This is a genomic window from Microvirga lotononidis, assembly GCF_034627025.1.
Lineage (GTDB): Bacteria > Pseudomonadota > Alphaproteobacteria > Rhizobiales > Beijerinckiaceae > Microvirga > Microvirga lotononidis.
Genome location: NZ_CP141050.1, coordinates 280657 through 305508, shown reverse-complemented (window position 1 = coordinate 305508; position 24852 = coordinate 280657). Strand labels below are relative to the sequence as shown.

Here is a 24852-nt window from a genome sequence, read left to right as displayed (position 1 = left end):
CCCTTTTCTGTCACGCGGCCAGCTGGGAGGCCGGGTTCTCGGCCTGCCGTAGCCTTTTCCATTCCCAGGGAAGCAATTCGTGCAGGCGGGCGACAGGAAGATCGGCAATCCGGGCCAGTACGTCGGCGAGCCAGGCTTTTGGATCGACGTCGTTAAGACGACAGGTCGTGATGAGGGTGAGCATGACGGCGGCACGATCCGCCCCGCGCTGGGACCCGGCGAAGGTCCAGTTGCGGCGCCCCAGGGCGATCCCTCTCAAGGCCCGTTCGGCGGCATTGTTCGTCAGACACACCCGGCCATCCTCCAGGAACCGGGCAAAGCCATCCCAGCGCTTCAGCATGTAGTCGATGGCGCCGATCACCTCGGACGATCGCGTGAGCGTGGCACGCTCCCGCTTCAGCCACTCGTGCATGTCATCGAACAGCGGCTTGCTCTTCTCCTGCCGCACAGCCAGTCGTTCCGCGGCGCTCAAGCCGTTGATCTGACGCTCGATGTCAAACAGCGCGTCGAACCGCTTGACGGCCTCCAACGCGATCGGGGAGATCGGCTTGCCGTTTCTTTTGCGATCCCGAGCCCTTTTCTCGATATCGGCCAGTTCAAAGAATTTCCGTCGCGCATGCGCGTGGCAGAAGGCAAAGGTAAGGGGCACCGCTTTCTGTTCGGCAACACTGATCGGCTCAAAGCCATTGTAACAGTCACTCTGCAGAATGCCGCCATACCCGGCCAGGTGTTTCTGCGGATGCTCGCCGCGGCGGTCACCTGAGGCGTAGTAGACCGCGGCTGGCGGCGCAGGCCCACCAAACGGCTGGTCGTCCCGCACGTAAGTCCAGATCCGTCCAGTCGTGCACTTGCTTTTGGCCCGGATGGGGATGGTCGTATCGTCGCCGTGAAGGCGCTCGGCCGCAAAGACATGCGTCTCGATCAGATCGAAGACCGGCCTGAGAGCGGAGGTTCCAAACCCAACCTGATCGGCCAGCGTCGAGGTCGACAGCGCGATGCCTTCGCAGGTGAGCCGGGCGCTCTGGCGATTGAGCGGACTGTGCATGCCGAACTTGTCGAACAGAATCGTCGCCAGCAGATGAGGGCCGATGAAGCCGCGCGGCGTGGCATGGAACGGCGCCGGCGGCTGGCTGATCGCCTCACAGTCCCGACACGTGAACTTCTCCCGGACCGTCTCGATCACCTTGAACCGACGCGGGATCTCCTCCAGCGTCTCGGTGATGTCCTCGCCCAGTTTCGCCAGGCGCGAGCCGCCGCAGCAGGCACAGGTCGCCGGGGGAGAGATCACCACACGTTCGCGCTCGATCGTCTCCGGCCAGGGCTTTCGGACCGGCCGCCGGCGCACAAAGGAGCGCCCGTTTGAGCTCCTGGCCGCGGCTTGCGCCGCAACTTCATCCTCAGTCGCGGCCATCACCAGTTCTTCGAGCTGTAATTCGAGCTGGTCGATCAGTCGCGCCGCGCGCTCAGACCGCTGGCCGTGCAGTTCGCGCTTCAGCTTTTCGATCGCCAGTTCCAGACTGGCGATCAGGGCCTCGCTGTCGGACAACAGGGCCTGCGCCTTGGCGGCTTGCGCCACAGCCCTGTCCCTCTCGGCGACAACGACATCCCGTTCAGCCTGCAACCCCTCACGCTCGGACAGCAGCGCCAGATAGGCGCTCACAAGGTCGTCTGGAAGATCGACAGGCGTTGACGGCATGACGCCATTCGAACAGAATTTCCCTGTCTTTTCAATCGAATAATGCTACCCAACCCGTGTCGGACGCCAGGTTTCCTGCGGATTGCGCCAGTCGATTCCGGACAACAAGTAAGACAGCTGCGCCGGCGAGATCGCAACAGCGCCGCCCTCCACATTGGGCCAGATGAACCGGCCTTTCTCCAATTTTCGCGTGAACAGGCAGGCTCCCTGGCCGTCATGCCAAATCACTTTGATCAGATCACCTTTGCGCCCCCGGAAGCAAAAAAGGTGGCCGCCCAGAGGGTCATGCTTCAAAATCTCCTGCACCCGAAGAGCCAGAGTGGGGAAGCCACAGCGCATATCGGTATGCCCGGTTGCCAGCCATACCTTCACAGCCTGACCCATCGGAAACGGGTTCATGGCAACGTCTCCAGACCACGTATGATCCGCAGCAACACCTCAACGTCGACATCCCGGTCCACAATCACACGCCTGCCGTTCGCGCTCATGACCTCCATGCGACCGTGGTCGGGTGTGAGAGGCTGCATAGGTGCAGCCGATGCAGGCTGCGCGACTGCACCACGAGACGCGGGAACGATCAGTGCCGGAACAAAGCCGTCCGTCGAACGGCTGACGAGCCTTCCTTCCCGCGCGGCCCTGCGCCACCCGTTCAACTGCCAGCGCGTGATCCCATGGCGCTGCGCCGTTGCGGTGACCTGGCGCAGGCCGCTATAGCTTTCCGCCACAATCGCCAGCTTCGCCTCATCAGTGAACCGCCGCCGGCGACCGCTCTCGACGATCTCCATCCTGCTGACGCGCCCCGGGCGAGCATCCATCATGTCCATGGCTAAAGCACTGTCTATATTGACGTCTATATAGACAGACCATCCACAGTCTCACTCACTAGCGCAATGCGTCCTTCCTCGGATGCGTACCATTTAGTCGAGCACGCAGATAACACTCTGGCACCATCAGAGCTTCGAGCGCGTTAACCTGCCGGGGCCCGATCTGCGGATGCATCAGGACAGGTGCTTACATGAGCCGCATTAATTAGTGTTCAATGATCCGGCTGGCTGGCACTGTCAACTTAACGCGTTTTCCTTAGTTTTTGCGGTTTTCCGGCTCGGGCAGGTAACGTATTTTCAATGGCTTTGGGTCGGGGGTGATGACCTCAAGCGGCTCTTACTCGCTTAAGCTGACAATACCCTCTGAAGCCCTTGCAGTCCATGTGGCGCAAGGGCTCTCTTTGCTCCAGTCGCTCCACACACAGGGGATCCAATAAAGACGGCGGCCCAATGCAACTTCCGTGGCGGAATGCTATTTTCGAAACCGGGCAACAACCACAACTATTTACGTTGCCAAACCCTATGAACCTATGAATGCCCTGCCTTTGCGCAGGAGCGAGGGCAAAACTCGAGGGACGCTACGCCTTTTCGCGGCCATGCACCTTAGCAGGAGGAGCAGTCGCTTCGACTGCGGTGAACGTCTCCAAAATACGGTAGGTATGCTCAGACCCTGCGGGCACGACCCAGGAGTCTCCCGGTTCCAGCCGCACAGTCTGGCCCTCGATCTCCAGTTCCGCTCTGCCTGCAATCACATACCCAACCACCTCATACTCGTGCCTGTGCTTGGGTTTGTCCTGCGTGGGCTCCTCATCGCGCCAGAGCCGCATCGATACTCGCTTGCCAGACGCAAGATACACCTCGCCTTGGCTGCCAGTCGGCGAATGAGCGCTGCTTACCTTGGTCACCGTTGTGTCGGCCATCTCCCTCTCCTGTGCTCAGCCTTGTGAAGAAGCATCGCAATCGCGACGGCCTGTCCGCCGCTCTGTTCTGGATCGGCCCTCACTTGCGGGGTTTGAATGGCACTGGTCCGCTGGTGGCCTCGTCAGCCGCCTGGGCGGCTTTCTGGTTCACTGCTCCTTCTGCGGCATCGGCAGCTTGAATTGCGCCCTTCAGTTTCTTGGCCCGTGCCTCACGGTGCTTGCGAAGCTCGTTCAGTTCTTCTTCGGTGAGATGCTCGATGCCGATGTATTTGTTCTGGGCCGCACTGGTCCGGATCAATTCGTCGAGCTTGGTCTGAACCGCTGCTCCGTCGCGGTTCTGGGTGTTCTGGATCAGGAACACCATCAGGAACGTCACGATGGTGGTGCCCGTGTTGATGACAAGCTGCCACGCATCAGAGAACTGGAACAGTGGTCCGGTCACAGCCCAGAGCAACACCACGATCACACACAGGGCGAAGGTGATCGGCTTGCCGGTCGCATGCGCCACATGTTCGGCCAGGTCACTGAAGCTGCGAGACAGCGACATCTGCGCCTCCGTCGCGGGAGCCGCGACAGACGGCTGTGCTGCGGCGGCTCTCAAGAGCCGATTGTCAGCCCACGCGAGTGATAAGGCAAGCGTGGCGCTCAATCCTGTGCGCTGGTCCGGCGAAGCGGGGACATGGCCGCTAAGCGACAATGCTTGGAGAGCTTTGCCATGATTTGACGTCAAGACTGACCGAGCGCCGCCAACAAAACCCCGTTCTGGGACGCGGTTCAAGGTTCAGGAGAAAACATGCTCTCGAGGGAAATGCTGCTTCACCTGGGCCAGCCCCTCCCTCTCAAGAAAGAAAGTTTAGCCGAACGAAGGGCTTAGCTTCCCGTTATTATGGTATGCGCGGCATAGCGCAGACAAGACGATGGAGGAACACATGGCTGCACAGCATCTTGCGTTAGTTCTTCTTGGTACAACCCTGATCGCAGTCCCGGCTCTGGCCCAAACCAATCCGTCCGTAGGCTCGACCACCGCTCCTCCCGCACGCTCAATGCCTGCACCTTCGGCGGATGACCCCAGCTTCGGCGCGAAGGAACCAGTACGCATGGACCCTGGCAACTGGATGACCCAGGAGCAGCCGGGGCAATGGCGGGCCTCCAAGCTCGACGGCCTGAACGTCTACAGCCAGGACAATGAGAAGATTGGCGACATCAGCGAACTGATCGTGGACAGCAGCGGCACAATCCAGGCCGTGGTGGTGGGCGTCGGCGGGTTCCTCGGCCTCGGCGAACGGGACGTGGCCATCCCGTTCGACCAGATCAAGTTCGTGAACGAGCCTCTAGCTGTTGGCACTGTCAGTCCGACTGCGCCGACCACCACAGGCACAGTGGCGACGGACCGGACCGCTGCTGCCGCGAACCGCTCAGCGCCCGATCATGCGATGCTCACAACGACCATGACCAAGGATCAGCTAAAGGCGGCTCCCGAGTTCAAATACGCTCGGTAGAAGCATTGATCGTGACGGAGGGGCTCAGCGCCCCTCCAGCTTTCTACTGTTGCCTCAGAAGCGCAAAAATTCTTTCCGTGTTGAGCGGATGGGCACATCTACCCGTGGCGGATAGCGTCGTGGCGCTTCTGCTCTGGCGCAGAGGCAGGTTTTGCAGCGATCACCCAGTGCCCCTGACGCCACTCCCACCAGATGCGGCCTGGGCCAATGTCGGTGACACAGCAGGGCACTAAATTCGAGGTGTGGTCAGGCATACACAGCTTCTCCGTGTTCCCGCATGGGTGTTGGATCAGTCGCCGACTGGGGTTTGGTCTCGTGCCGGACTATCGGCATTGCCATAGCCACACCGTCCGTGGAGTTTGCCCTTTGAGGCCAGCACGGCTTTCCAAACCGAGTTTGCCGCCATCTGGATCCGACTAAGCGGCGTGTTGTCCATACTGGAATTGGGCAACCGAGAGCAGGCTTTTTGATGACGGTGAGGACTGAGGCGATCTGAGGTAGCGTCCCAACCATGCTCGCCGTTGAGAACGAAGGTGACGTTTGCTCTCAGGCATATTCATGCCGTCAGCAAACATATCGCTGCGCTTAAGAAGGGCGTATACTCCCGAACTTGGGAGGACATCAGAATGCAGCGAATCCGGTCCTATCTTTCTCAAGGCAACGAAGCGGTCTTTGCTACTGCTCTGGCATTTTTGTTCTGCGGAGCAGTGATCCTGGGATTCATGTAGTGCTCTCCGAAGCCTTGATCGCGCTGCTCCTGATGGCTGCTGTCGTGGCGATCTACGTGCTCGCGGTCAGGTCTGGGTAGCGGGAAAGCTCTGATATCTCCGGATGCGGTGATTGCCCGAACTGTCGCAGTGCGAGCCCCGGAGGTGACCATGGCTTATGTCATGTTCCAGTACGACCGCCCGACCGACACGCCAAACTGGAACAATTACAACCGGCATGTTCGCGACTGGATCACCCAGCTTCTACATATGCCTGGGGCTGTGTCCTTCATGGCCTGTCGCACAGCGGATAAGGCCAGCCCGGACACCTTCACAATGCTGGAGTTCCGCACCCTGGAGGAGGCGCGGCAAGCCGCAGCATCTGAACAAATGAAGATCATCCTTCAGGAACTGCGATCAGTTGGAGCCGCAGCAGGGGTCTTGCTGGTGGAGCGATCCCCATTCAAGCCAGAGCCCCTCTTCGCCTGAAGTCCAGAATCCAGAGAGTGCCGCAGCCACTTCGCCTTCGATTCATTGCCCCTGCGCCTTATGGTGTTACTATATTCTAATTCTGGTGCATGTCGGCCCCACCTGCCCGCACTGTACTGGTCCCTTCCAGATGACCAATAGCCTGAAGCCGAGTGCCTATCGTGAACTGATCAAGGCTGGCGAGCGGCAGGTGGAGAAACGTACTGATCCGGTTCTTCAGGAACTGGAAGGCGCGAACAAAGGCTTGCTCCTTATCAGCATCAGAGCCTTCGACAGCGGCTGGATCGCTGATGCCCCAATGAGCGATTGAGACATGTCCTGGCCACACTGGAGACGCCTCACCAGCCGGGCTGTCGCAGACGGTGAGCACAAAATCCATCACAGGCGCTCCAGGAGCCGCGAACTCGTCCCAGCTTTTCGAGCGGTAGCCGTCTGTTGGGTGGCCGTGGTCGCCCAGCACCTTTAGGACCAGCGCGTTGACCGTGCCCCTTGGCTGACTGCTTGCCGAATACGCCCGGAAGTGCCCCTCACCGTCCTTGCGCAGGATGCCTTCGGCTAGAGCGTCGGACCATTAAGTGGACGCACCAACGGCGGCTTCGAGATGGCTCCAGGACTGCTGAGATGCAGAACGTATCGGATCCGACTTCTCGTCCGATGCTCTAGGATCGAGCGGGCAGAGTTGCCGGTGCAGAGGAACAGGACGGTGTAGATTCGCTCGGTCATGGGAGAACTTCCTGTGCCAGACATGGCAACTGGGCTACCAATGCTCCAGAGCGCCAACCCTTGCGGCGGGCTGTGGAGTTGGCGCTAGAGCGCCGCAGGCGGGTGCTCCCGCTTGGTGCCGAAGGAGCGGGACGGAGTGCCAGGGAACAGCGACACGTGCGTGTGCTGCGCCACCCACTCCTCACCCACAGCCTTTCGCCCCAGCACCACCGTCGCGCGTCCGGGGCGGTCAAACGCCCTGCCATCTTCGGTGTAGCCGGTGGACTCGAACACCGCCATGCCAACCGCCGTGAGACGGTCGCCCGAGATGAGGGTACGCAGATCGTCCAGATGCCAGCGGAACCGGTCGATATGACCCCAGACATGACGCCACTGCTCGTGTTCGGTGGCCTCGCGTCCCACAGTGAAAGCCGTGAAGGTGCCAAAGGTGAGCATATCGTCAGCGAAAAGCGGGCGAGAGCCGACGAAATCCACCGTCTGGATACAGACCTGGAGGCGCTGAAACCAGCGCCGGATCAAGATGACATCATCATCGCGTTCAGCCATGGCAACCTCCAAGGGCCGAGGCTTGGAGCCAGGATGGTGCGCTTGCCCCGGCAAGGGGTCAAGCTGCCAGCAGACATCAGTTCTATGGTCGAATGGGCTGGCTGACCGGCAACCGTAGGTGTATGTTGAAGCTGTCGCCAAGGTGGAGCGAGGCCATGACCACCGCCGCTCGCCAACACAGCCAGCCCACTTCCATAGATACGGGTCGCAGCCGGTCCGCACGGGGCAAGCGGGCACGGCTGCGGCACATCCATCCGCTCCCGCACGCGCAGCAACTGGCCCTTGTCGAGGAGGTCCGCGCAGGCCGCCGCTCGAAGCATATGCGAGACCAGCTTTCCGCCTTTCTGCCGCACCTGCGGAACTTTGTGCTGCATCTCACCCGCGATCCGGTCCGGAGTGATGATCTTGTGCAGAGTATCGTCCTGCGGGCTTGGGCCAACCTGGATCATTTCCAGCACGGCACCAACCTGGAGGCGTGGCTGTTCACCATTCTGCGCAACAGCTTCTACTCCGAGCATCGAAAGTACAGACGCGAGATCGAAGACCCAGAGAGCGGCTTTGCCAGACGGCTGATGGTTTACCCTGGGCAGGAATCCAGGCTGATGCTCGAAGACCTTCGCAAGGCGCTGGCGCGTCTGCCGCCAGGACAACGCGAGGCTCTCGTCCTGGTGGCCGAGCAAGGCGACAGCTATGAGGATGCGGCGGCTGCCTGCGGGGTGGCAGTTGGCACGCTCAAGAGCCGTGTCAACCGACACCGCACCCAGCTTGCGGCGATGTTGCAGATGGAAAATCGGCACGATCTTGGCCCGGATGGAATGCTGCTGGCCGCGCTGCAACAATCGAGGGTCGCGGCTGCCATCTAAATCCGTTCTTGGTTCCGCCCAAGGGAGAATCACATGCCGCCTTCAACACCAGAGAAGCCGGAGGATCAGGCGAATGCAGCCGAGGGTACGGCCCAAGAGCCAACCTCGGCCTTTCTAAAACCGTTACAGCCTTCGCAGGAATTGGCTGCCGTCGTGGGCTCGGCTCCGTTGTCGCGCCCGGAGGCGGTGAGCAAGATTTGGGAGTACATCAAGACACACAAGCTCCAGAACCCGCAGAATAAGCGCGAGATCATGGCGGACCAGAAGCTTCAGGCGGTGTTCGGGGGAAAGAACAAGGTCAGCATGTTTGAGATGAACAAATACCTCGCCCAGCATCTCAAGTGAAATGCCTAAATGGCAAACTTCGCAAGCTTCTGAAGATCGTAATCTGAGTGTAGTTTATCGCTGAGTCGCCCGCCTCAGTTCAGCGGCATGAAGGCGGTCGCGGAGCGCTGCTTGGCGGAGGTATTGAGCTGCAAATCGCAGACGGGTCGCCTGATCCGCTCGCTTCTGAGCGAGCAAGCGCTCGACTTTACGCTCAAGTCTCGCGACAGCACGCTCACGACAGTCAGCCCAGTGCTCAAGGGCTTGCGCCTGCTGGAAGGGTTCTGGCGGATGGCAAGTTTTGATCATCTGCACACCAAGCAAAGCTGCTCAGCATCATGTACTAATTATGTCTTGCTCAAGTTGCCCCGCCCTCCCGCTCCTGTAAGCGGAGAATGAGAGCGGCAAGCGCGTCGGGAAGTGGTTCCTTGAGCAGCACCGGATGCTGGGCTTGGAGACAGCGCCCAATCTCGGCTGTGCGCTCGGCAGGTATCAGTGCGCCTCTGAACGGGCTATTGGTCCCGCCGTTGGGCTTCGCGGAATTTGGTCCGCCTTCGTCTGGTGAACCCGCAGCCATTGCGCTCTTCCGGCTGCCCCAAACCCTTGAAACCGTTTGACTTGGTATCAGAGACAACCCTCAGCAGGCGCTCTGGTTTCGGCAAACGGTTTACATAAGTTAAGAAAAATGCAACCGTGGCCGTCAACTGAATGCTAGTCTTGCCGCAGAGCATTTGTGCCGCTTCACGCCCCAATGGGGAGCTTCGACCAGCGTCCAGTCGTCATCGTAGGTCCAGTGCAGATTCGAGTTCCAGTGGGGTTTTCGAAGCGAGGTGTCCTATGACGCACAAGTTCCAGGTCGGCCAGACGGTTCTCCCAGCCCACCCCAGGGGAGCTAATCCCAGTACCTACGTGATCGTTCAAGTGCTGCCTGAGACCTCGCATGAGCGCCAGTACCGGATCAGGGCGCTATCCAGCGCAACCGAGTGCATCGTTGGCGAGACACAGATCAAGGCGCGGAAAACAGAGCCGAGCCTCTCGTGAGGTTCCGGCCCCGGTGAGGGATGTGCCATGCCCGTAGACATGCGTCCGACACCGAGTGGTCGTGGGATCGCTTCGGCACGTGGACTGTTCGCTCGTATTCTGAATTGGACAGCCGTCGTGGTCGCAATCGGCTTGTGCTGGTGGGCTGCTGCCGTTTTGCTCTAGGCTGATCGCCAACCGGAGCACGGGGCCAAACGCAAATGCTGCTTGACCTAGATCGAGAGCAATCAGGCGTTCTCAGGCGCGCCCTCGAAGCGCGGGTGCGGGACATGCACACGCGTTTGGGCGGTGACCCTGGTGATGAGGGATTCCGGCGTGAAGCAACACTCGCGACACAGCTTCTCCGGCAGGTCGAGGCCCTGGAGCGACGCGCTGGCCATCGTGCTTGGGGCATTGGCGATATCGAGTCTCTGCCGGAAGAAGATGAGAACTGAGCAATCGCTGACGCTCAATAACAGACCACGGCCTCAAGATGAGGGGAACTCTGTTCGCACAACTTTGTTGGCCCGACATATTCGCTCTCATAAAGGGGCCAGTCTGATGATCTGCGTATTTTGCAAGCAAGAGGTCGATGAGCCCTGCCAGAGTGCCATTGAGACGTAGCGGCGGGCCAGCGAACACATCGAGCAGTGCGATAGGGCTCTCAAGAACCTGAAAGTGTGATTCAGCATCGAATATGTACCCTTGAGCCGACTGCCGTTACGCACATGACATTGATCGAGAATTCGTCGTGTGTAAATCGGCGTGGAAATCCTGACCCCTTCCGGAACCGACGCAAACTCCTGAACACTCAGGGCAAATGGCCACGGTGAGAGGGTCACGATCGGCGCCGTTCGTGACCCTCTCATTCTCAGCGAAGAATGTAATTCGCTCAGGAGGTTGCGTCTCATCAGTGGAGGGGTTCCGGTTCAGAGCCGAATAACAGGTCCTCGTCGAGGGCGCCGGCCTTGTACTTCCGGACCCAGATCCGGATCAGGTTGCGCGACAGGTCGTAGCGCCGGGCCAGGCTGTGCAGGGGCTCACCAGCGAGGTAATCCTGCGCAACCTGCCGTTTGAAGTCGATGCTGTGAGTGCGGTTCTTCACCATGGGCTTCAGTCTCCGAAAACCCGGCAGACCTGGTCAACTCCTCAGTGTCGATCTGTCCACCTCAAGGGGCGCCTGCAGTCTTCGGATCAGTATCGCCGCCCTAAGACCCAATCGCCTACCTCATCAAGGGCATCGAAGGCGCGGTTGGTCAGGCGGCGCGGACCAGCCAGCAGCCTCTCGTCCCGCTCCACAACATCAGGCTGTGGCTGGGGTGGCATTGCCTGACGGTATCCTCCGAATTCGCCAGCCGGCTCGTCGATAGCCCAGTCCCGCTGAGCCACGGCAGGCGGCATGCTCACCGGTGGAACCGGGCGCATGTCATGTCGAGCCTCGGCTGAGCGCCGGCTCTCGGGCGGCAGGATATCCTCGACCCGGCTCAGGGCTACGGACTGCGACTGGGGCAGAGCAACTCTGTAGCCAAGCTCCTGAGCGACACGCGGCAAGTTCTGAACCGCCGCTCGGCCCGCTTCCATGCCATGGCAGATGCTGAAGTACAGGGCATGGAAGTTGGCGTTCTGGCGGATGGTCTCGCGGCTCTCTTGGGTGGCGAACGGCGCGAGATAGAAGGCCATGGCACGTCCACTCTTTTCAGCCACGATCGCCGGCTTGGTTTGTGAGCAGTACACATACCCGTTTTCCTCGCTGAGTTCCCTGCGTCCAGATGTACTGGCGTGGAAGGTCTTCACCCGGGTCTGCATGAGTGTGCCCTCTCCTGTCCTGGTCAGAGGGGAGGCTGCCAGGATGGCGAACTCGTCGCAGCCATCAGGGCGGCAGAGGCCGCGGATGATGTCGGGACGGCTATTGGTCTGAGCGAAGGCTGGGGGCGCGAGCACGAGGGCCAGGGCAGCAAGAGTTCTGAGCATTGGTGGCCTTGGGCGGAGGGATGGTTAATGAAGCGTCACCCCCGAGGTCGCGCAAGAATGTGACGATTTCAGGCCGGTCCACCCACGGTATCTGGCGGCGATAGCCACGACGCCCCTTCGGCCGCGAAGAGCTCCAGGACGTTCGGAAGTCCTGCCGTGGGCTTGGACAAGTGCGAGTGTTTTTGGCCTGATGAGAACCCGAGCATCAGGAGCGCCTTTCATATCGGGCGATCTGAGCGGCCTTGGCCTGCTCGCGACCGCGGCCATCAGGGGCTGTGTCGCAGATTCTGTGCGAGCGGGGTGGCGTACCCCAGCGATGGACGCCGAGCCTGTTGTTGTTCTCGCTTACCTGCGAAAACCTGCCGCAAAGTTCTGCAAAACGTGGACCTGTGTGCTCCTCTGCCGTGTAACAGAATTTCGAATTTCTCAGTCGCCTTCTCCTTCTTGTCCACCCGAACGGATCAGACCACGTGAAAGACCTTCTCAAAAAACTCTTTGGATTTGGACTCCCGAAAGATGTCATCATCGCCCCCCACGGGGCGATCCTCACGCTCGGGGAGGACCGCCGGGGCGTTCCTCACGGCACAACCCGGAACGCCAATACCCTTCTTCTCGGAGCCAGTTCGCGCCAGCGGATGGAGAGGGTGATCGTCCCGACCCTTCTGCGGGGCACATCGGCCAGCTACATCGTCGACGACCCGACCGGAGAGGTTTACGACCTCACGGCTGCGACCCGAGCCAAACTGGGACCCGTCTCACGTATTCGGTGGCACAGCGGGAGCTCTTATAATCCACTCGCTGACATCAATCTGGGTACCGACCCGGAAACCCGCTCCCGACGGCTGCGCAACATCGCGGAAGCGTTCATCATCCAAGGGACAGAAGGATACGACTGGATTCCAGAGATCAGAACGAACGATGGCAATGACACCATCGAGCAGGAAGCGATCTCCGCTCTCTGGGGCCTTCTGGAGCTCGCCACCGCTCAGGTTGCGAACGGCAGCGGACTGCGTCTAGCCGAGCCGACCTTGATGGGGCTGTGCACGGCCCTCATCGAGCGCCGTCTTGACGATAGAGCTACTGATTATGTTGCCGCCGCCGACAGCTCCGGGAGCCCGAGGGCACTGTTCGAATTGCGCGCCTATGCGGCCCTTTCCGATGAGCGCCGCCGGGTGATCCATGACGCGATCGTGCAACGGCTGGTGCCCTTCCATACTCCCGAAACCTCCTGGGTTTCCGGCGATCCGCGTGGCCAGTGGGCGGCCCACCGGAAAATCAGCACCTCTGTGGGGGTCGAGATCAGTGGCCCGGCGACCGTTTATGTGTGCTGCCCGACCCGACACGGCCAGCATGCCGCGGCCTACAATCTCCTGACACGCCTCCTGTGGCAGCAGATCATTGATGAGGCGATCCATGGCCGCAACGAACAGGCGGCCGGCAAGCCTCAGCGGGCAGCCGTGTTCATCTTCACAAACACCGATCAGGCCGAGCCGATTTCGGGAATGACAGAGCTGGCGGCAGCCGCCAAGAAGACGGACCTTTCAATCCTCGTTTCCGCTGACGATACGGCGTCTCTTGACCGGCTCTATGGACCGGCTAACGCTGAAGCCCTCAAGGCCGCGATGGACCTGGAACTCGACTTCGATCCAGCCGCCACCCGATTCATGGTCAAAGGGCCTGAAAAGCCTGTCCTGCGGCCTTCCCAGGCAATGGGGTCATTCCTCCTGCCCGCGCCCCGTGATTTCTAGAAAAACCGCCAGAGATTTCAGATGCGGGCAATCTCTGGCGCATTCTGCAACAAGTCCGCTTCTGGCCTCACGCCACCAAAAGTACTTAGGATTTCCAATTTGCCAGGATCTGTCGCAGGTTCAGCCAAGCGTCAAAGTGAGACAGGTTTGCCTATGATTATTCACGCCTCGCGTTAAGGCATGTGGACCGTCAGGTGATCCGAGGGATTCCCGCTCCAGTCGAATTTTGATTGGTCGTCCTGATCGAGGAGGCCGCTCAGAACGCCCTGGCGATCGAGTACAAGTGCAGCACGGAAGGACTGCACGATCCGTCATGCTCCTGAAGAAGCCCGTCGGGATTGGTCTAAATGGGGCTGAAGTCTACGGATGTGAATCAGCATCGAATGCAGACCCTTTTGCCGTTTGCAGTTAGGCATATGACGTCGCTAGCGAATTCATGGCGTCAGCGGGGTCATCGTCGGCGCCGATCGTAACCCCGCTGGATTTCTGGGTTGGGTCGCTCAACCAAGGCGTTGCGCTTCCCCAAGCAGGGGTCGAAGCTTCGGTGCCGATTCACACACTAGTGGTTGAACGTCATGGACGTGCTCAACAGGCTGATGGGAGAGACCAAAAGGAACTGCCGGGCAATCATTCCGCCCATAGTCCAAGCTCAGTTGCACTACCGTCGATCGGGCTTGCTCATCTCCTCCCAAGGGAGCCCTCTCACTGGCCGCCCTATAGATCCTTATGGCTCGCGAGGCACGAGCGGTCCCAAGTGAAGGTCGTGGTCTGATAACACCGGTCAGGGTTTATCGATGAGCCGCTTGATCTCAAAGATCGCTCCAATCAGGAAGATTGTGAACACGATGCCGCCGAAGATCACCGAGATGACGCTGCCGCTGACATTCGGATTGTGCGCCACCGCGATCATGAACAGGAACAGCGGCAGGACCACGGTAATCCCACCCAACAGAACGAGAATGCGTGGCGTGCTCATGTCCCCGACCCCTCCAATCATTGCGGGACCGAGTATGCCGTGCGCCCTCGCCAATGGCCAGGACCCATCGGGCTGATCCAGGAGAGCCTCCGAAACTGGGGGCAGCGAGTTCACCCACGGCCTTGGTTTTCGCTGCACTGCCGTCAATCGAGCTTGATCCTCCCCTCGCGGATACGCCCTCCTACTGACCTTCCACAGTTCCTCACGCTCTCCTACTGTCAATTGACGTCCAAGTTTGGCTCTGACGTAGTTTGGGTGCCGCAGCTGTGATTGGCTTAGTGACACAACATGGAAATCCGGTAGGGTCAGAATCGGCGCTGATGATGACCCGGCCCCCGCTATGAATTTGCAGCAACGTCATACATTTGGTGGCAGTCGGCTCAGAGGTTAGCGTTCGACGCTGATTCAAAAGTGGATCGCATCTCTGCTTGCACAAGCGGCGACAGGTGTAGTTTAGCATCGTCGGTTGTCAGTGAACCCGCCAAGAGCGGAACAGGATCTTACCCAAGACAGTACGGTGATCCTGTTGCGCCTCCCAAGCCCACTTGAACTGCGCCGCTACTAGATCACTCCAGCGCCTGCAGGCGCTCAAGTCCTGGGCGGCTTGGATATCTTTTCTCCAGCGATGAAGCAGAAACTCCACAAGATCCTGCTGGTACGCGCTCGCAAGCAACCAGGAGACCGGAGCCTCAAAGCTCTGGATTTCTACGAGCGAGATTGGATTGCTATCGATGGCATGTCCCCCGGATCGGCTGGGAGTCTGCATCAGCATTCCGGCCTCCTGTACGTATTGAAGGAACAGTCATGATTCTATCATGGCGTTGCTTTTTCGCTAAAACAACAGCAGTTCAGCTTCCGGCAATTAGGTCGGATGGCAGCAGAGACGACTAATCCTTATGGATGAAGGAGTGTTCACCGCAGCTGCAGTGGATCATCTTCAGGATGTCGCCGGACATCGCTCTATGAATGCTTGTTCCGCTGTAGCTCCCGGGCATACTTCTCGATCCTGGCAGCGAACTTCTTGAGCTGGCATCGAACATCCCGATGCTGTCCCGCAAGGGGCAAGTCGTCGGGACGAGCGGTGGTCTGGTAGCTCAGAGAGGTCGGTGTTATCACGTTAACCCGCATCGGGCACATCGAGGCAAATTCGGCCGCGTGACAGGTTCAAGCGGCGACGTTCGCTGCGACTTTCCACGCTGCCATGGCGTTGACGTGGTGAAGGTGGGTCGCGCGGGGTATTGTCAACTTAGCGCCGAAGAAGCAAAGCGGCCGCAAGTGCAGCCCTCACGTCAGTCCACATCAGCCCACGACGGCAACGCCGGTCGCATGGCGCCAGGTGAGGAAGGCGCGATCGCGGGTGGTCCTGTACTCACTGGCCGAGAGGCGATGACGGCGGAGCTGGAAGTGGTTGTGGATTGGAGTGTGAGTGGCGAGGAACTGCTGGGCGTGCCGGACTGACTTGAACCGCCTCATGGGGCGTTCTCGCCGTCGGGTGGGTTGGTGCGAGACCTCACAGCGGTTGTTCAGGTATCGGCTCTGCCGATGCTCGACGCCCGGGAGGATCTCGCGTTTGGCGGCACAATAGGATCCGAGTTTATCCGTCACGATGACCCTCGGTACATAGCGCAATCCCTTCAGAAGCTTGCGGAAGAACCGTTTGGCCGCCTTCGCGTTGCGACGGCTCTGGACCAGCACATCGAGCACATTTCGATGCTGGTCAACAGCCCGCCAGAGGTAGTGCAGTTTGCCTCGGATGCGGACAAAGACCTCATCCAGAAACCACTTGTCGCCGGGTTGCGGCCGGCGCCGCTTGAGGGTCTTGGCGTAGGTTCGTCCGAAGCGCAGGCTCCACTCGCGGATGGTCTCGTAGCTGACCACAACTCCGCGCGCTGCCAGGATCAACTCGACCTCCCGTAGGCTCAAACTAAAGCAGTGATACAACCAGACTGCCTGGTTGATGATTTCAGCCGGATAGCGGAAGCCCCAGTAGGGATTGGACATCATGCTCATGCCCGAGACCCTGCCACAGACCCGATCTCTGGCCAACTTGACAGTACCCCGCAGCGGCTTACTTCTTGAACGCGTCCTTGATGCCGCCCACAGCGTTTTGGATCTTGCCTTTGGCTTGGTCCATCTTGCCTTCACTCTTCATCTTGGAATCGCCGGTAAGGTCACCAGCAGCTTCTTTGGCCTTGCCACCGATGTTGGTCGCTGAGCCCTTCACGCGGTCCTTATCCATAGCCATCTCCTGAAACAATAGACGCCAGTCTGTGTCCACCAAAGCAACGAGGTCCGGTCAGGCTCGTTCCTGTGACACCGCCGCGCATGGATAGGTGTTGCGCTGCTCCGCAGAACCAGATTCTGCCACCTGCGTTACTCCTCCCTCATGGAGACATAGATGAAGAAAGTTGCCATCGCCCTTGCCAGTCTGCTCGTTCTCGGAGCTTATGGTCCCAATCAGGCGCGTGCCGAGCCGGGCGGATGTCTGAAGTATGGTCTTGGTGGTGCAATCATCGGCCACTTTGCCGTGGGAAATCGTTGGAAGGGCGCTGCGGCGGGCTGTGCAGTCGGCGTGCTGCGCAGGCGTCAAGCCGAGAAGCAAGAACGTTTAGAGCAACAACGCATCCAAGAGGAACGGATCGCCCGCCAGCGCGGACAGGACCGCGTGGCCCGTCAGCGCGATCCTTATCAGGACCGAGGGCAGTCCCAGCCCCGACAGTACGATCCGGACGAGACCGGAAGCTTCGCTCCACAGAGACGATCCTATTCTTACTGATCGGGATGTTCCTTTCAGTCGTCCAATGAGCATCGAGATAGCGGCCACTTATCGAGGAAGTCGAGATGATGAAGAACCCTTGGATGAGCCTTTGGCTGAGTGCGGCAAACACTTGGGCGGGTGCTGCCCGTGGCTTCTGGACGGCAGAGATGCACCGTCAGCAGAAGGCGATCTTGAATGACATGACCAAGCCAAAACGGCAGCCCGCCGCTAAAAACTCGCCGAGAAAAGAGTCAGCCGGAGCGAGAAGGAAATCCAATGGCTGATCTTGGCGCGTCGTTTTATCTGGGGCAGCCCTCAGTAAGCGGGGACTAATCGCTGCTCGACCAGCGGCGCTTCCATCGCAAACCGAAGCCCGCCCTTGTCATACTGGACTTCCACTTCGGCGTTGCACTGCATGGGTAGAACCCGCTGAAGCAGGGTCGAGCCAAAGCCTTGGTGCTGCGGCTCGCTCACGGGCGGACCACCGAACTCCTTCCACTCCAGATGGAGCGTCCTGGCACCCTCGTTCTCGGCCACACTCCACCGAACCTGGACGTAGCCAGTCGGAGCCGACAGTGCCCCGTACCGGACAGCATTCGTGGACAATTCGTGAAGGGCCATACCAACCGGCACCGCCAAATCCGCCGCTAACTCGACGGGTGGCCCCAGGAGCATGAACCGGGGCTGTCTGCTCTCGGCGAACGGCTTGAGTTCATTGAGGGCGATCTCTCGCAGTGAGGCTGTTTGCCAGTAGTCCTCGGTCAAGAGATTATGGGTCTTCGCTAAGGATGTGACGCGCTTCGAGAAAGAGCGATAGAACTCGTCAAAGCTGCCGGTGGACCGGCCAGTGGCTCCAACCAGCGCCTGAACCGTGGCCAGCGTATTCTTCACCCGATGATGAAGCTCACGAACCAGCAAAGCTTGGCGCTGCTCGATCTGGTGGCTAGCCTCCAGCTTCTCGTCCCGCTCTGCAATGGCGCGGCGCAGTTCCAGTTGTGACATGACCTGTCGCGCCAGCATTGTGAGGGTGGATGCCGGCTCCTCGGTTACACAACGCGGAACATAGTCAAGAACGCACAGCGCACCCAACGGCACTCCGTCAGGCGTTCGCAGCACCGCTCCAGCATAGAAGCGCAAATACGGCTCCCCTGCGACCAGAGGATTGCGGGCGAAGCGAGGGTCCTCCGTGAGGTCAGAGACGATGGTCAGTCCCGGCTGAAGCATGGCCGTGAGGCAGATCGAGCGGTCGAGCGGCGTCTCCCGCGCCCCCAGTCCAACCTCGGCCTTGAACCACTGCCTGCGCTCGTCGATCAGGCTGATGAGGGCAATGGGCGTCCCACAGGCACGGGCGGCAAGCTGCACAAGATCGTCAAACTCTGACTCTGGCGGCGTGTCGAGAACCCGGTAGCTGCGCAGAGATGCGAGCCGGTCACGTTCTGTCCAGGCTGGGAGCAATTTGTCGTTCAACACGCGTCAGTTACCGCTGAGACCACCCGTGGGAACGCGATTAACCCATGTTAGTTCGAGCGAGGCGGCTGATTTCCCCTGAAATTTAGTAGCAGCCGACCAGAAGCTGCTGACAGGCTTGGACCAGAACCGCAGACGGAACTGGCTTCTCAATCCAGACCACATGATCAAACTCTGATAGAAGCTGGCGGTCCTCATGGTGACCTGAATAGATCAGGAACGGCACCTCACGGCGGCTAAGCTCCAGAGCGACCTCGCGGCACGGACCATCCTTGAGCGTGGCATCCAGAATGGCTGTGTTGGGTGAGTTGGTCCCGAGCCATTCCAGGGCAGCGGCACAGGTCACGAAGGGACCGGCTACACCATAGCCTGCGTCCTGCAACTCATCCTGAAGATTGAGCGCAATCAGGGCCTCGTCCTCCAGAACGAGCACAAGTGGTTTGCCGTTGGCCTGCGTAGTCATCTGATAAGCTTTTGCCTATTCGGCTTGAATCTATCCTGAACAGCAAAACTTGGCCATTGAGATTCAGGATCGTACGGCAGTACGCGTCGGCTGTGTGTATAGGGATGTAAAAAAGTACCCGGCGGCTCGGATGAGCGCCGGATCGAGCAATCTCTCGCAAGTCTTGGACCCACTGCACAAGGGGAATGCGGGGATCAATAGAGGGTCCGAATGTTTCAATAATTCGATCGCCACTGATGGGTTCCACCTCTGCCAACTCGCCCATGCCTGCTCTTCTGAAGCTCATTGGCATCATTGCCGAGATTAACGGGGCTGAGCGTGTGACGCCGACAGAGCCCACATGGAATCCCGCTTGTACTCCACAGTGTTGATCCCTCGTGGTAAGAAGAGATCAACGCGAAGTTCAAAAGCAACTGCTCAAGACACGCCCTCTGATTTCCACCTCCGCATTCCTGAACCGATCCCACAATGATTGCTTTCCGACCGGCCTGTTCGGACGACTATTCCTTTGCCCTCGGACTTTACACCGAAGCGATCAGACCTCTTGCAAGTGCCTGGATGAAGTGGGTCGATGTCGACCAGGAGGCTCTGTTTGCCAGTCTATGGCATCCGAACGATACCATGATCATTACGCTCGATGACCGGGATATCGGGTGGGTTGAATTTCGACAGGCCGAGGACGAATTGTTTCTGAAGCAACTCTATATCTCTCCTGCGTATCAGCGGCGTGGAATTGGCTCACGGGTGATGCGGTTGCTCCTGGAGGAGCGTTGCAGGATGGCAAAGTCGATGGCGCTGTTCGTGCTGAAGAATAACCCTGCTCTTCGATTCTACACTCGGCATGGCTTCCAGATCGTCCGGGAGACACACACCACGTTGGTGATGCGCTGTGCGATGGCTGAAGCGGCTTGATCCGACCGATTGAGTATCGGTTTAGCGGACGACATGATCCAGGCTGGTACAAGTAGGGTGCAGCGAGCCAGATGATGGAATCCATGAGCCACCCCGTACGCGAAAACCGGCTCTGGGACGCAGATCAAAGACCAGTTATGAGACCGTCATTCCGCAACTACTTTCAATAATCCTGTTCATTACGAGCGCGAATTGACGCGGGACCTCCTCTGCATCGTTTTTCTTCGCTAACCTGATGAGCAGATCAGGGGAGATGGCAAGGGCATGCATAAGTTTGGGGTGTTTACCGCCCTTACTTTGAGTTGGATCACCGCATCTTGCGCTGAACGAATAATGCATTCGGCTGTTATCCCCCAGCCACCGCCACTAAGAGCCACACCCAAACCATCGCCTAACAATGGGGAGGCGAGGCATCGATCTGAGACAATTGCAAACGATGCCAGAATGCGTTCGGCCGTCCGCTCCCGTCAGGTCACTCTAAGCGCCAGCGTGAAGCCAGAGCCGTCGCCTGAAGCCCAGGCTCCGCTCCCGCAAGTATCGCAACCGCCGAAGCAAACCCCAGTAGTGTGGTGAAGGTTCTGCAAATCGCCTGATCGGGGCGGTCATGGCAGGATGGTGATGTTCAACGTCACCCTCCGAGAGGAGCCCCACCATGACCAACTCCAAGGATAAACCTGCCGCGGCCGCCATCAAGGACCTTCTGAGCCAGAACCCGGACGGGCTGCGCGAGATCGTGCGGGCCGTCATGCAGGAGATGCTCGAAGCCGAGATGACCGATGCGCTCCAGGCCGAGAAGGGCGAGCGCACCGCCTCCCGCCTCGGCTACCGCTCGGGCTATTACACCCGCACCCTGGTGACCCGCGTGGGCAAACTCGAGCTGCGGGTGCCGCAGGACCGGGACGGGCGCTTCTCGACCGAGCTGTTCGAGCGCTATCAGCGCTCCGAGCAGGCGCTGGTCGCCACCCTGGCCGAGATGTACGTGCAGGGGGTCTCTACCCGCAAGGTCAAGGCCATCACCGAGGAGCTGTGCGGCCACAGCTTCTCGGCTTCCGCCATCTCCTCGATCAACAAGCGGCTCGACGACAGCCTGGCCCAGTTCGCCTCCCGCCGGCTCGAGGAGCCGTTCCCATACCTGATCCTGGATGCCCGTTACGAGAAGGTGCGCGAGGGCGGCATCGTCCGCTCGCAGGCGGTGCTGATTGCGGTGGGCATCGACTGGGATGGCCGGCGCCAGATCCTGGGCGTCGAGATGGCCAACCGGGAAAGCCAGTCCTCCTGGCGCACGTTTCTGCTGGGCCTGCGCGAGCGCGGGCTGTCCGGGGTCGAGCTGGTGGTGGCCGATGATCATGCCGGGCTGAGAGCGGCGATCCGCGAAGTGCTGAGTGAGGCCGCCTACCAGCGCTGCTATGTGCACTTCCTCCGCAACGCGCTCGATCACCTGCCGCGCAAGGCCGATGACGACTGCCTGCAGGAGCTGCGCTGGCTCTACGACCGGCGTTCGGTCGAGGAGGCGCGGCGGGATCTCTCCGCCTGGATCGCCAAGTGGGAGGCGCGCTACCCGCGCCTGATCGCCTGGGCCGAGGAAACAATCGAGGAGACGTTCACGTTCTACCGGCTGCCGCGCCAGCACCATAAGCATCTCAAGAGCACCAACATGCTCGAGCGCCTGAACGAGGAGATCCGCCGACGCACCTACGTGGTGCGGATCTTCCCCAATGCCGCCTCATGCTGCCGGCTGGTGCGGGCGCTAGCGGTGGAGATGCACGAGAACTGGCTCGAAGCTCACCGCTACCTCAACATGGACGATCTGAAGGAGCACAAAAAGGATCAACTCCGCCAAGCCGCTTAGCCAGCCTGTCGGCCGCCCGCTTTGCAGAACTTGACGCACACAATCCAAACCCCAATTTCGCGCGAACCGCCTGCTACTGTGGCGCTTCCTCCCCCGCAGCCTGCCGAACCCAATTCCCCGGTCCCAGCGCTCATGCCGCCACCCCTGGAACCCGCTGAACCGACATTCTCCTCCGTCTCGCCAATCGTTGAACTGCCGCCCCCACCTGATCCTGCCGCCCCCATCCTACCCGAGGTGCCTATAGAAACCTCGCTGCCCCCGCCGCCCGAGCCTGCTGAGCCGGGTTTTCCCATCGCCACACTGATGCCTCCACCTTCAGAACCAGCTGAACCTTTCCTACCATCGCAAGAAAAGGTCGGCGCTGAAAACCCGATCTCAGTCCCGTTTCCAGATCTTGCGTCGTATCTCTCGCTACGCCCGCGTTTTGATTGGGTAGATACAGTGGGTGCTATCGAAATTCCGCAAGGTCCGCGATCCGAGGCTCTTGAAACGAACCCGGAGGAACAAATCCCGAGCCTGACCCGAAATCCATGGCCACTCGCAACTGATGCTCCGTAAGAAGATGCTGGGAAGCGCCTGCTCAAATTGCGCCAGCACCTTTGCTTTGAGCGCCGTCCGATGGTTCAGACCCGTCCGGAACTAACGCGTCTGGGACGGTGTGAACACTGACGAGAACAACGAGGCGAGCGACGGAGAGAGAGTCGAAACAGAACCCGTCATGACCGGTACGAAGCCCCCGCAGTAGACCTTTGCGCTCGGCTGCGTAGTAGCCTCCGGAGTACAAGGACACAGCGCAGTCTGTATTGCCTCGGCCACCTTGTAGGTGTTGGCGAAATACGGGACCGCATAGGCGGATCGACCAATGGCGCAGCCTACCAAGTCTCCAACAGCCCTGATGTGCTGGAGCAGCCTATCCCGTCACCGCATGTCTGATCCGAGCGGCAGCCTCTATGGGTTCGGTGCCATCGGTATACCAGTCTAAGATCGCCAGATAGATTCCATTCCGCAGAAGGGGACGGTGCTCGGAGGGAAGGTGTTCCTCGACAGCGGTCAGGTATCGCGAGAAAGGCTTTAGCATCGAACCGACCTCCGCTGATGTTCCTCACTCTGGGACAGTGCTCTTCCAGGTAGAGCACCAATGGAGCAGCATTTTGGCTTTCACCCTCTGCCCAAACTTCGGGCTTTTACTCCTGCAACTCCACCCAATGGCGCCTGTCCCCCTTCTTGGGTAGGGCACGGAATGGAACCTCCCCTTCCCTTGAGCGATGACTCGGATTGGTCGCTCTTCAGGCTGCGGGATCAGCCATGCCCGACGACCCCGAAACAACTTTGCAGGAGTTGCGCCATCGGTTAGCCACCGAAGGTCTGCCCAAGCTCTCTGCCGAGGCATTGCGCTCGTTCAAGCGGGAGGATCGGCGTGATCTCAAGCTCGCGCAGCCGCCTCTTTCCAGAACTGTACTCAGCCTGTCGCAAAAGGCACGGCGTCTGTTCGTCAGGAAGAGCGATCCAGAGTGGCCGTGGCGGCGACGATAATCGTACTCCGGAAAATCCTGTCGCGTCCCTCTTACTCTCTTCGTCCGAACAATGCAGAAATCAGGCCACCCTGTTTGTGGACGGGCTGAGGCTCAACATCAACCTGATCCGGTTCAGAATCGCCTGCCGCTTCAGGTGTTCGCTCCGTCTCAGATTCTGAGGAGAGATCCAGTTCATCCAAATACTGCTCGTCTGCTCCTCGCAGGGAGACTGCAGGCGCTTTTACCGATGCCGGAAGGGACGCGGGTTCCGTCTCTGGGTCCTGTGCTTCCAGGTACTGGGCTGCGGGGGTCAATACCTCGATCCGGCCAGGGAAATCGCTCCGGCCCTCATACGGAACGTAATCGTGAAAATCGGGCCTGATCCGGTGCGGTCGGTCTAGAAGGACCTCATTCCGGACTTCGAGCACGAAGAAGCGCCCTTCCGGAGTGGTCACATCCACCCGCCTGACCACGCCCTCCGAGAAGCTCTTCCACGAACCGGGCGGATGGAAATGGACGCGAACTTCATCGCCAACAGCAATCTTCATCGGCAACGTCTCAGACATTCAGGGTCGATCCTTCTGTCCTTGGTAGGCGCTGAGAGGCCCACATGGCAGCCTGGGTACGATTGGTGGCCCCGATCTTGCGCAGAATGGCTTTGACGTGGACCTTGATCGTGGCTTCCGTGATCTCCAGCTTGCGGGCGATGACCTTGTTGGGCTCGCCTTTGGTCAAGCATCCCAGGATCTCTCTTTCCCGCATGGAGAGCTTGCAAGCCTCCAGAGCAGGCAGCTTCGCCTCTGCTACACTGTTGACATGGAGCGACTGATCCTGATCCGAGGCTGCACCGCTCGTAAGAGAGCGAAAGATCGCCGAAGGCAGCACAGTCTCGCCAAGCATCACCAGTTCAAACGATTTGATCAGAACCTCAGGAGCCGAGGCTGTGAGACAGAAGCCATTCACGCCCGCCGCGTGCCCGAGCCGCACCACGCTGAGGTCGAACTGATCCGCCAGAGCCACGATCCGAGCCTGCGGGAACTGCTCTTTCACTTGTCGGACGGCTTCAACCCAGCGACTGGCGTTCTGCTTGGCCTCGATAAGCACCAGTGCGGGCTGCGATCCTCGCGGATGAAGCCGTCCTGAGACAGGGGCCGAAGCGGCTTCCGCAAGAGCGAACAAAGTCCCCTGGAGGATGTTTCGAAGCCCTGACTGTAAGAGGAAGCTGTCGCAGATCAGAGCGGTAGAGATTGCTGGAATAAGATTGCTGGATGGAAGGTCTGGGGCCGACGAGCGATTATGAACAAGCGTCAGCGTTTGTGCAGTCATCTTTGCCCCCTATTGGCTCTCAAGTTAAGCAAAGGTAAATAGGTTGCGGGAGAACCGTCTGTCGGCAACCAGACAAAACCCAATTATCCCATAGTCTAACGCAATATGCCGATCGGCATGCTCTGCTCCCTAAACTTAGCGATAAAGGGCGACGACTGGCAACGCACTCACCTTAATCCTCAAGGCTCCGGGAGAACGTACGAAAAGCGCCCATCGAGGGCGCTTGAAGTCGCAGTCCGTAGGAGGTGGCCCGTTAA

Annotated in this window: 28 protein-coding genes and 1 pseudogene; 11 read left to right on the top strand and 18 right to left on the bottom strand. The window is 59.6% G+C overall.

Features of this window, described 5'->3' with window-relative positions; translation table 11 throughout:
- Nucleotides 1-10 precede the first annotated feature (10 nt).
- From tnpC to U0023_RS31070, 5 genes are all read right to left on the bottom strand, one after another.
- Nucleotides 11-1696: an IS66 family transposase gene (gene tnpC, locus U0023_RS31090; protein ID WP_009489008.1), complete on the bottom strand. Its 1686-nt coding sequence runs from the start codon at nt 1694-1696 to the stop codon at nt 11-13.
- Nucleotides 1697-1741: 45 nt separating this feature from the next.
- Nucleotides 1742-2095, bottom strand: coding sequence for an IS66 family insertion sequence element accessory protein TnpB (gene tnpB / locus U0023_RS31085; protein ID WP_009489007.1), 354 nt, complete (start codon nt 2093-2095; stop codon nt 1742-1744).
- The gene (tnpA, locus tag U0023_RS31080) at nt 2092-2520 is read right to left on the bottom strand and encodes an IS66-like element accessory protein TnpA (RefSeq protein ID WP_040637810.1); all 429 of its coding nucleotides are present in this window, start codon (nt 2518-2520) and stop codon (nt 2092-2094) included. Before tnpA ends, tnpB begins: the two co-directional genes overlap by 4 nt.
- 578 nt (nt 2521-3098) lie before the next feature.
- Nucleotides 3099-3440 carry a cupin domain-containing protein gene (locus U0023_RS31075; protein WP_009489005.1) on the bottom strand — a complete coding sequence of 114 codons (342 nt, stop codon included), beginning with the start codon at nt 3438-3440 and terminating at the stop codon, nt 3099-3101.
- A 79-nt stretch (nt 3441-3519) separates the two neighbouring features.
- Nucleotides 3520-3987: a low affinity iron permease family protein gene (locus U0023_RS31070; protein WP_009489004.1), complete on the bottom strand. Its 468-nt coding sequence runs from the start codon at nt 3985-3987 to the stop codon at nt 3520-3522.
- A 382-nt stretch (nt 3988-4369) separates the two neighbouring features.
- Here U0023_RS31070 and U0023_RS31065 point away from each other — a divergent pair, with 382 nt between their 5' ends.
- Nucleotides 4370-4939 carry a PRC-barrel domain-containing protein gene (locus U0023_RS31065; protein ID WP_009489003.1) on the top strand — a complete coding sequence of 190 codons (570 nt, stop codon included), beginning with the start codon at nt 4370-4372 and terminating at the stop codon, nt 4937-4939.
- Nucleotides 4940-5817: 878 nt separating this feature from the next.
- Nucleotides 5818-6135 (top strand): DUF1330 domain-containing protein, encoded by a 318-nt coding sequence (locus U0023_RS31060; RefSeq protein ID WP_009489002.1) that lies wholly within the window; start codon nt 5818-5820, stop codon nt 6133-6135.
- 76 nt (nt 6136-6211) lie between these two features.
- Here the strand turns inward: U0023_RS31060 and U0023_RS31055 are convergent.
- Together U0023_RS31055 and U0023_RS31050 are read right to left on the bottom strand one after the other, a co-directional pair.
- A pseudogene (locus U0023_RS31055) lies at nt 6212-6694 on the bottom strand (low molecular weight phosphatase family protein); the annotation flags it as partial.
- A 248-nt stretch (nt 6695-6942) separates the two neighbouring features.
- Nucleotides 6943-7404 (bottom strand): YybH family protein, encoded by a 462-nt coding sequence (locus tag U0023_RS31050; RefSeq protein ID WP_009488999.1) that lies wholly within the window; start codon nt 7402-7404, stop codon nt 6943-6945.
- A gap of 155 nt (nt 7405-7559) precedes the next feature.
- Between U0023_RS31050 and U0023_RS31045 the strand changes: the two genes are divergently transcribed.
- The 3 genes from U0023_RS31045 (at nt 7560) to U0023_RS31035 (ending at nt 9632) form a co-directional block, all read left to right on the top strand.
- A complete protein-coding gene (locus tag U0023_RS31045) occupies nt 7560-8267 on the top strand; it encodes a sigma-70 family RNA polymerase sigma factor (RefSeq protein WP_009488998.1) in 708 nt (235 codons plus the stop codon).
- Nucleotides 8268-8300: 33 nt separating this feature from the next.
- Nucleotides 8301-8612 (top strand): SWIB/MDM2 domain-containing protein, encoded by a 312-nt coding sequence (locus U0023_RS31040; RefSeq protein WP_009488997.1) that lies wholly within the window; start codon nt 8301-8303, stop codon nt 8610-8612.
- A gap of 816 nt (nt 8613-9428) precedes the next feature.
- On the top strand, nt 9429-9632 hold the full coding sequence (locus U0023_RS31035; protein WP_009488994.1) for a hypothetical protein: 204 nt from the start codon (nt 9429-9431) through the stop codon (nt 9630-9632).
- 227 nt (nt 9633-9859) lie between these two features.
- Here the strand turns inward: U0023_RS31035 and U0023_RS31030 are convergent, their stop codons facing one another.
- The 3 genes from U0023_RS31030 to U0023_RS31020 all read right to left on the bottom strand — a co-directional run bounded on the left by U0023_RS31030 (nt 9860) and on the right by U0023_RS31020 (nt 11582).
- Nucleotides 9860-10084 carry a hypothetical protein gene (locus U0023_RS31030; RefSeq protein ID WP_040637807.1) on the bottom strand — a complete coding sequence of 75 codons (225 nt, stop codon included), beginning with the start codon at nt 10082-10084 and terminating at the stop codon, nt 9860-9862.
- A 437-nt stretch (nt 10085-10521) separates the two neighbouring features.
- Nucleotides 10522-10719, bottom strand: a complete 198-nt coding sequence (locus U0023_RS31025; RefSeq protein ID WP_009488993.1) for a transposase — start codon at nt 10717-10719, stop codon at nt 10522-10524.
- Nucleotides 10720-10805: 86 nt separating this feature from the next.
- Complete coding sequence (locus tag U0023_RS31020) at nt 10806-11582, bottom strand: hypothetical protein (protein ID WP_009488992.1); 777 nt, start codon at nt 11580-11582, stop codon at nt 10806-10808.
- A gap of 470 nt (nt 11583-12052) precedes the next feature.
- Here U0023_RS31020 and U0023_RS31015 point away from each other — a divergent pair, with 470 nt between their 5' ends.
- The gene (locus U0023_RS31015) at nt 12053-13330 is read left to right on the top strand and encodes a type IV secretory system conjugative DNA transfer family protein (RefSeq protein ID WP_009488991.1); all 1278 of its coding nucleotides are present in this window, start codon (nt 12053-12055) and stop codon (nt 13328-13330) included.
- A gap of 781 nt (nt 13331-14111) precedes the next feature.
- Here the strand turns inward: U0023_RS31015 and U0023_RS31010 are convergent.
- The 4 genes from U0023_RS31010 to U0023_RS30995 all read right to left on the bottom strand — a co-directional run bounded on the left by U0023_RS31010 (nt 14112) and on the right by U0023_RS30995 (nt 16545).
- Nucleotides 14112-14306: a hypothetical protein gene (locus U0023_RS31010; protein ID WP_009488990.1), complete on the bottom strand. Its 195-nt coding sequence runs from the start codon at nt 14304-14306 to the stop codon at nt 14112-14114.
- Nucleotides 14307-14775: 469 nt separating this feature from the next.
- Nucleotides 14776-15078 (bottom strand): hypothetical protein, encoded by a 303-nt coding sequence (locus tag U0023_RS31005; RefSeq protein ID WP_009488989.1) that lies wholly within the window; start codon nt 15076-15078, stop codon nt 14776-14778.
- A gap of 527 nt (nt 15079-15605) precedes the next feature.
- Nucleotides 15606-16316 (bottom strand): IS6 family transposase, encoded by a 711-nt coding sequence (locus U0023_RS31000; protein WP_009488988.1) that lies wholly within the window; start codon nt 16314-16316, stop codon nt 15606-15608.
- Between the two features lie 58 nt (nt 16317-16374).
- Nucleotides 16375-16545, bottom strand: a complete 171-nt coding sequence (locus tag U0023_RS30995) for a CsbD family protein (RefSeq protein ID WP_009488987.1) — start codon at nt 16543-16545, stop codon at nt 16375-16377.
- 159 nt (nt 16546-16704) lie between these two features.
- Between U0023_RS30995 and U0023_RS30990 the strand changes: the two genes are divergently transcribed.
- On the top strand, nt 16705-17082 hold the full coding sequence (locus U0023_RS30990; RefSeq protein WP_009488986.1) for a hypothetical protein: 378 nt from the start codon (nt 16705-16707) through the stop codon (nt 17080-17082).
- Nucleotides 17083-17147: 65 nt separating this feature from the next.
- Nucleotides 17148-17348, top strand: a complete 201-nt coding sequence (locus U0023_RS30985) for a hypothetical protein (protein WP_009488985.1) — start codon at nt 17148-17150, stop codon at nt 17346-17348.
- 31 nt (nt 17349-17379) lie between these two features.
- On the opposite strand, the gene U0023_RS30980 is transcribed toward U0023_RS30985, so the two are convergent.
- Complete coding sequence (locus tag U0023_RS30980; RefSeq protein WP_009488984.1) at nt 17380-18534, bottom strand: sensor histidine kinase; 1155 nt, start codon at nt 18532-18534, stop codon at nt 17380-17382.
- A gap of 82 nt (nt 18535-18616) precedes the next feature.
- Nucleotides 18617-18994, bottom strand: a complete 378-nt coding sequence (locus U0023_RS30975) for a response regulator (RefSeq protein WP_009488983.1) — start codon at nt 18992-18994, stop codon at nt 18617-18619.
- A gap of 468 nt (nt 18995-19462) precedes the next feature.
- On the opposite strand from U0023_RS30975, the gene U0023_RS30970 reads away from it, so the two are divergent.
- From U0023_RS30970 to U0023_RS30960, 3 genes are all read left to right on the top strand, one after another.
- A complete protein-coding gene (locus tag U0023_RS30970; protein WP_009488982.1) occupies nt 19463-19906 on the top strand; it encodes a GNAT family N-acetyltransferase in 444 nt (147 codons plus the stop codon).
- A gap of 652 nt (nt 19907-20558) precedes the next feature.
- Nucleotides 20559-21755 (top strand): IS256 family transposase, encoded by a 1197-nt coding sequence (locus U0023_RS30965; RefSeq protein ID WP_009489732.1) that lies wholly within the window; start codon nt 20559-20561, stop codon nt 21753-21755.
- A gap of 1305 nt (nt 21756-23060) precedes the next feature.
- On the top strand, nt 23061-23288 hold the full coding sequence (locus U0023_RS30960) for a hypothetical protein (RefSeq protein ID WP_154660883.1): 228 nt from the start codon (nt 23061-23063) through the stop codon (nt 23286-23288).
- Between the two features lie 31 nt (nt 23289-23319).
- Here the strand turns inward: U0023_RS30960 and U0023_RS30955 are convergent, their stop codons facing one another.
- Both U0023_RS30955 and U0023_RS30950 read right to left on the bottom strand, forming a co-directional pair.
- Nucleotides 23320-23835 (bottom strand): hypothetical protein, encoded by a 516-nt coding sequence (locus U0023_RS30955; RefSeq protein ID WP_009488980.1) that lies wholly within the window; start codon nt 23833-23835, stop codon nt 23320-23322.
- Nucleotides 23828-24319, bottom strand: coding sequence for a LuxR C-terminal-related transcriptional regulator (locus U0023_RS30950; protein WP_195904135.1), 492 nt, complete (start codon nt 24317-24319; stop codon nt 23828-23830). The genes U0023_RS30955 and U0023_RS30950 overlap by 8 nt, the downstream gene beginning before the upstream one ends.
- Nucleotides 24320-24852: the final 533 nt, after the last annotated feature.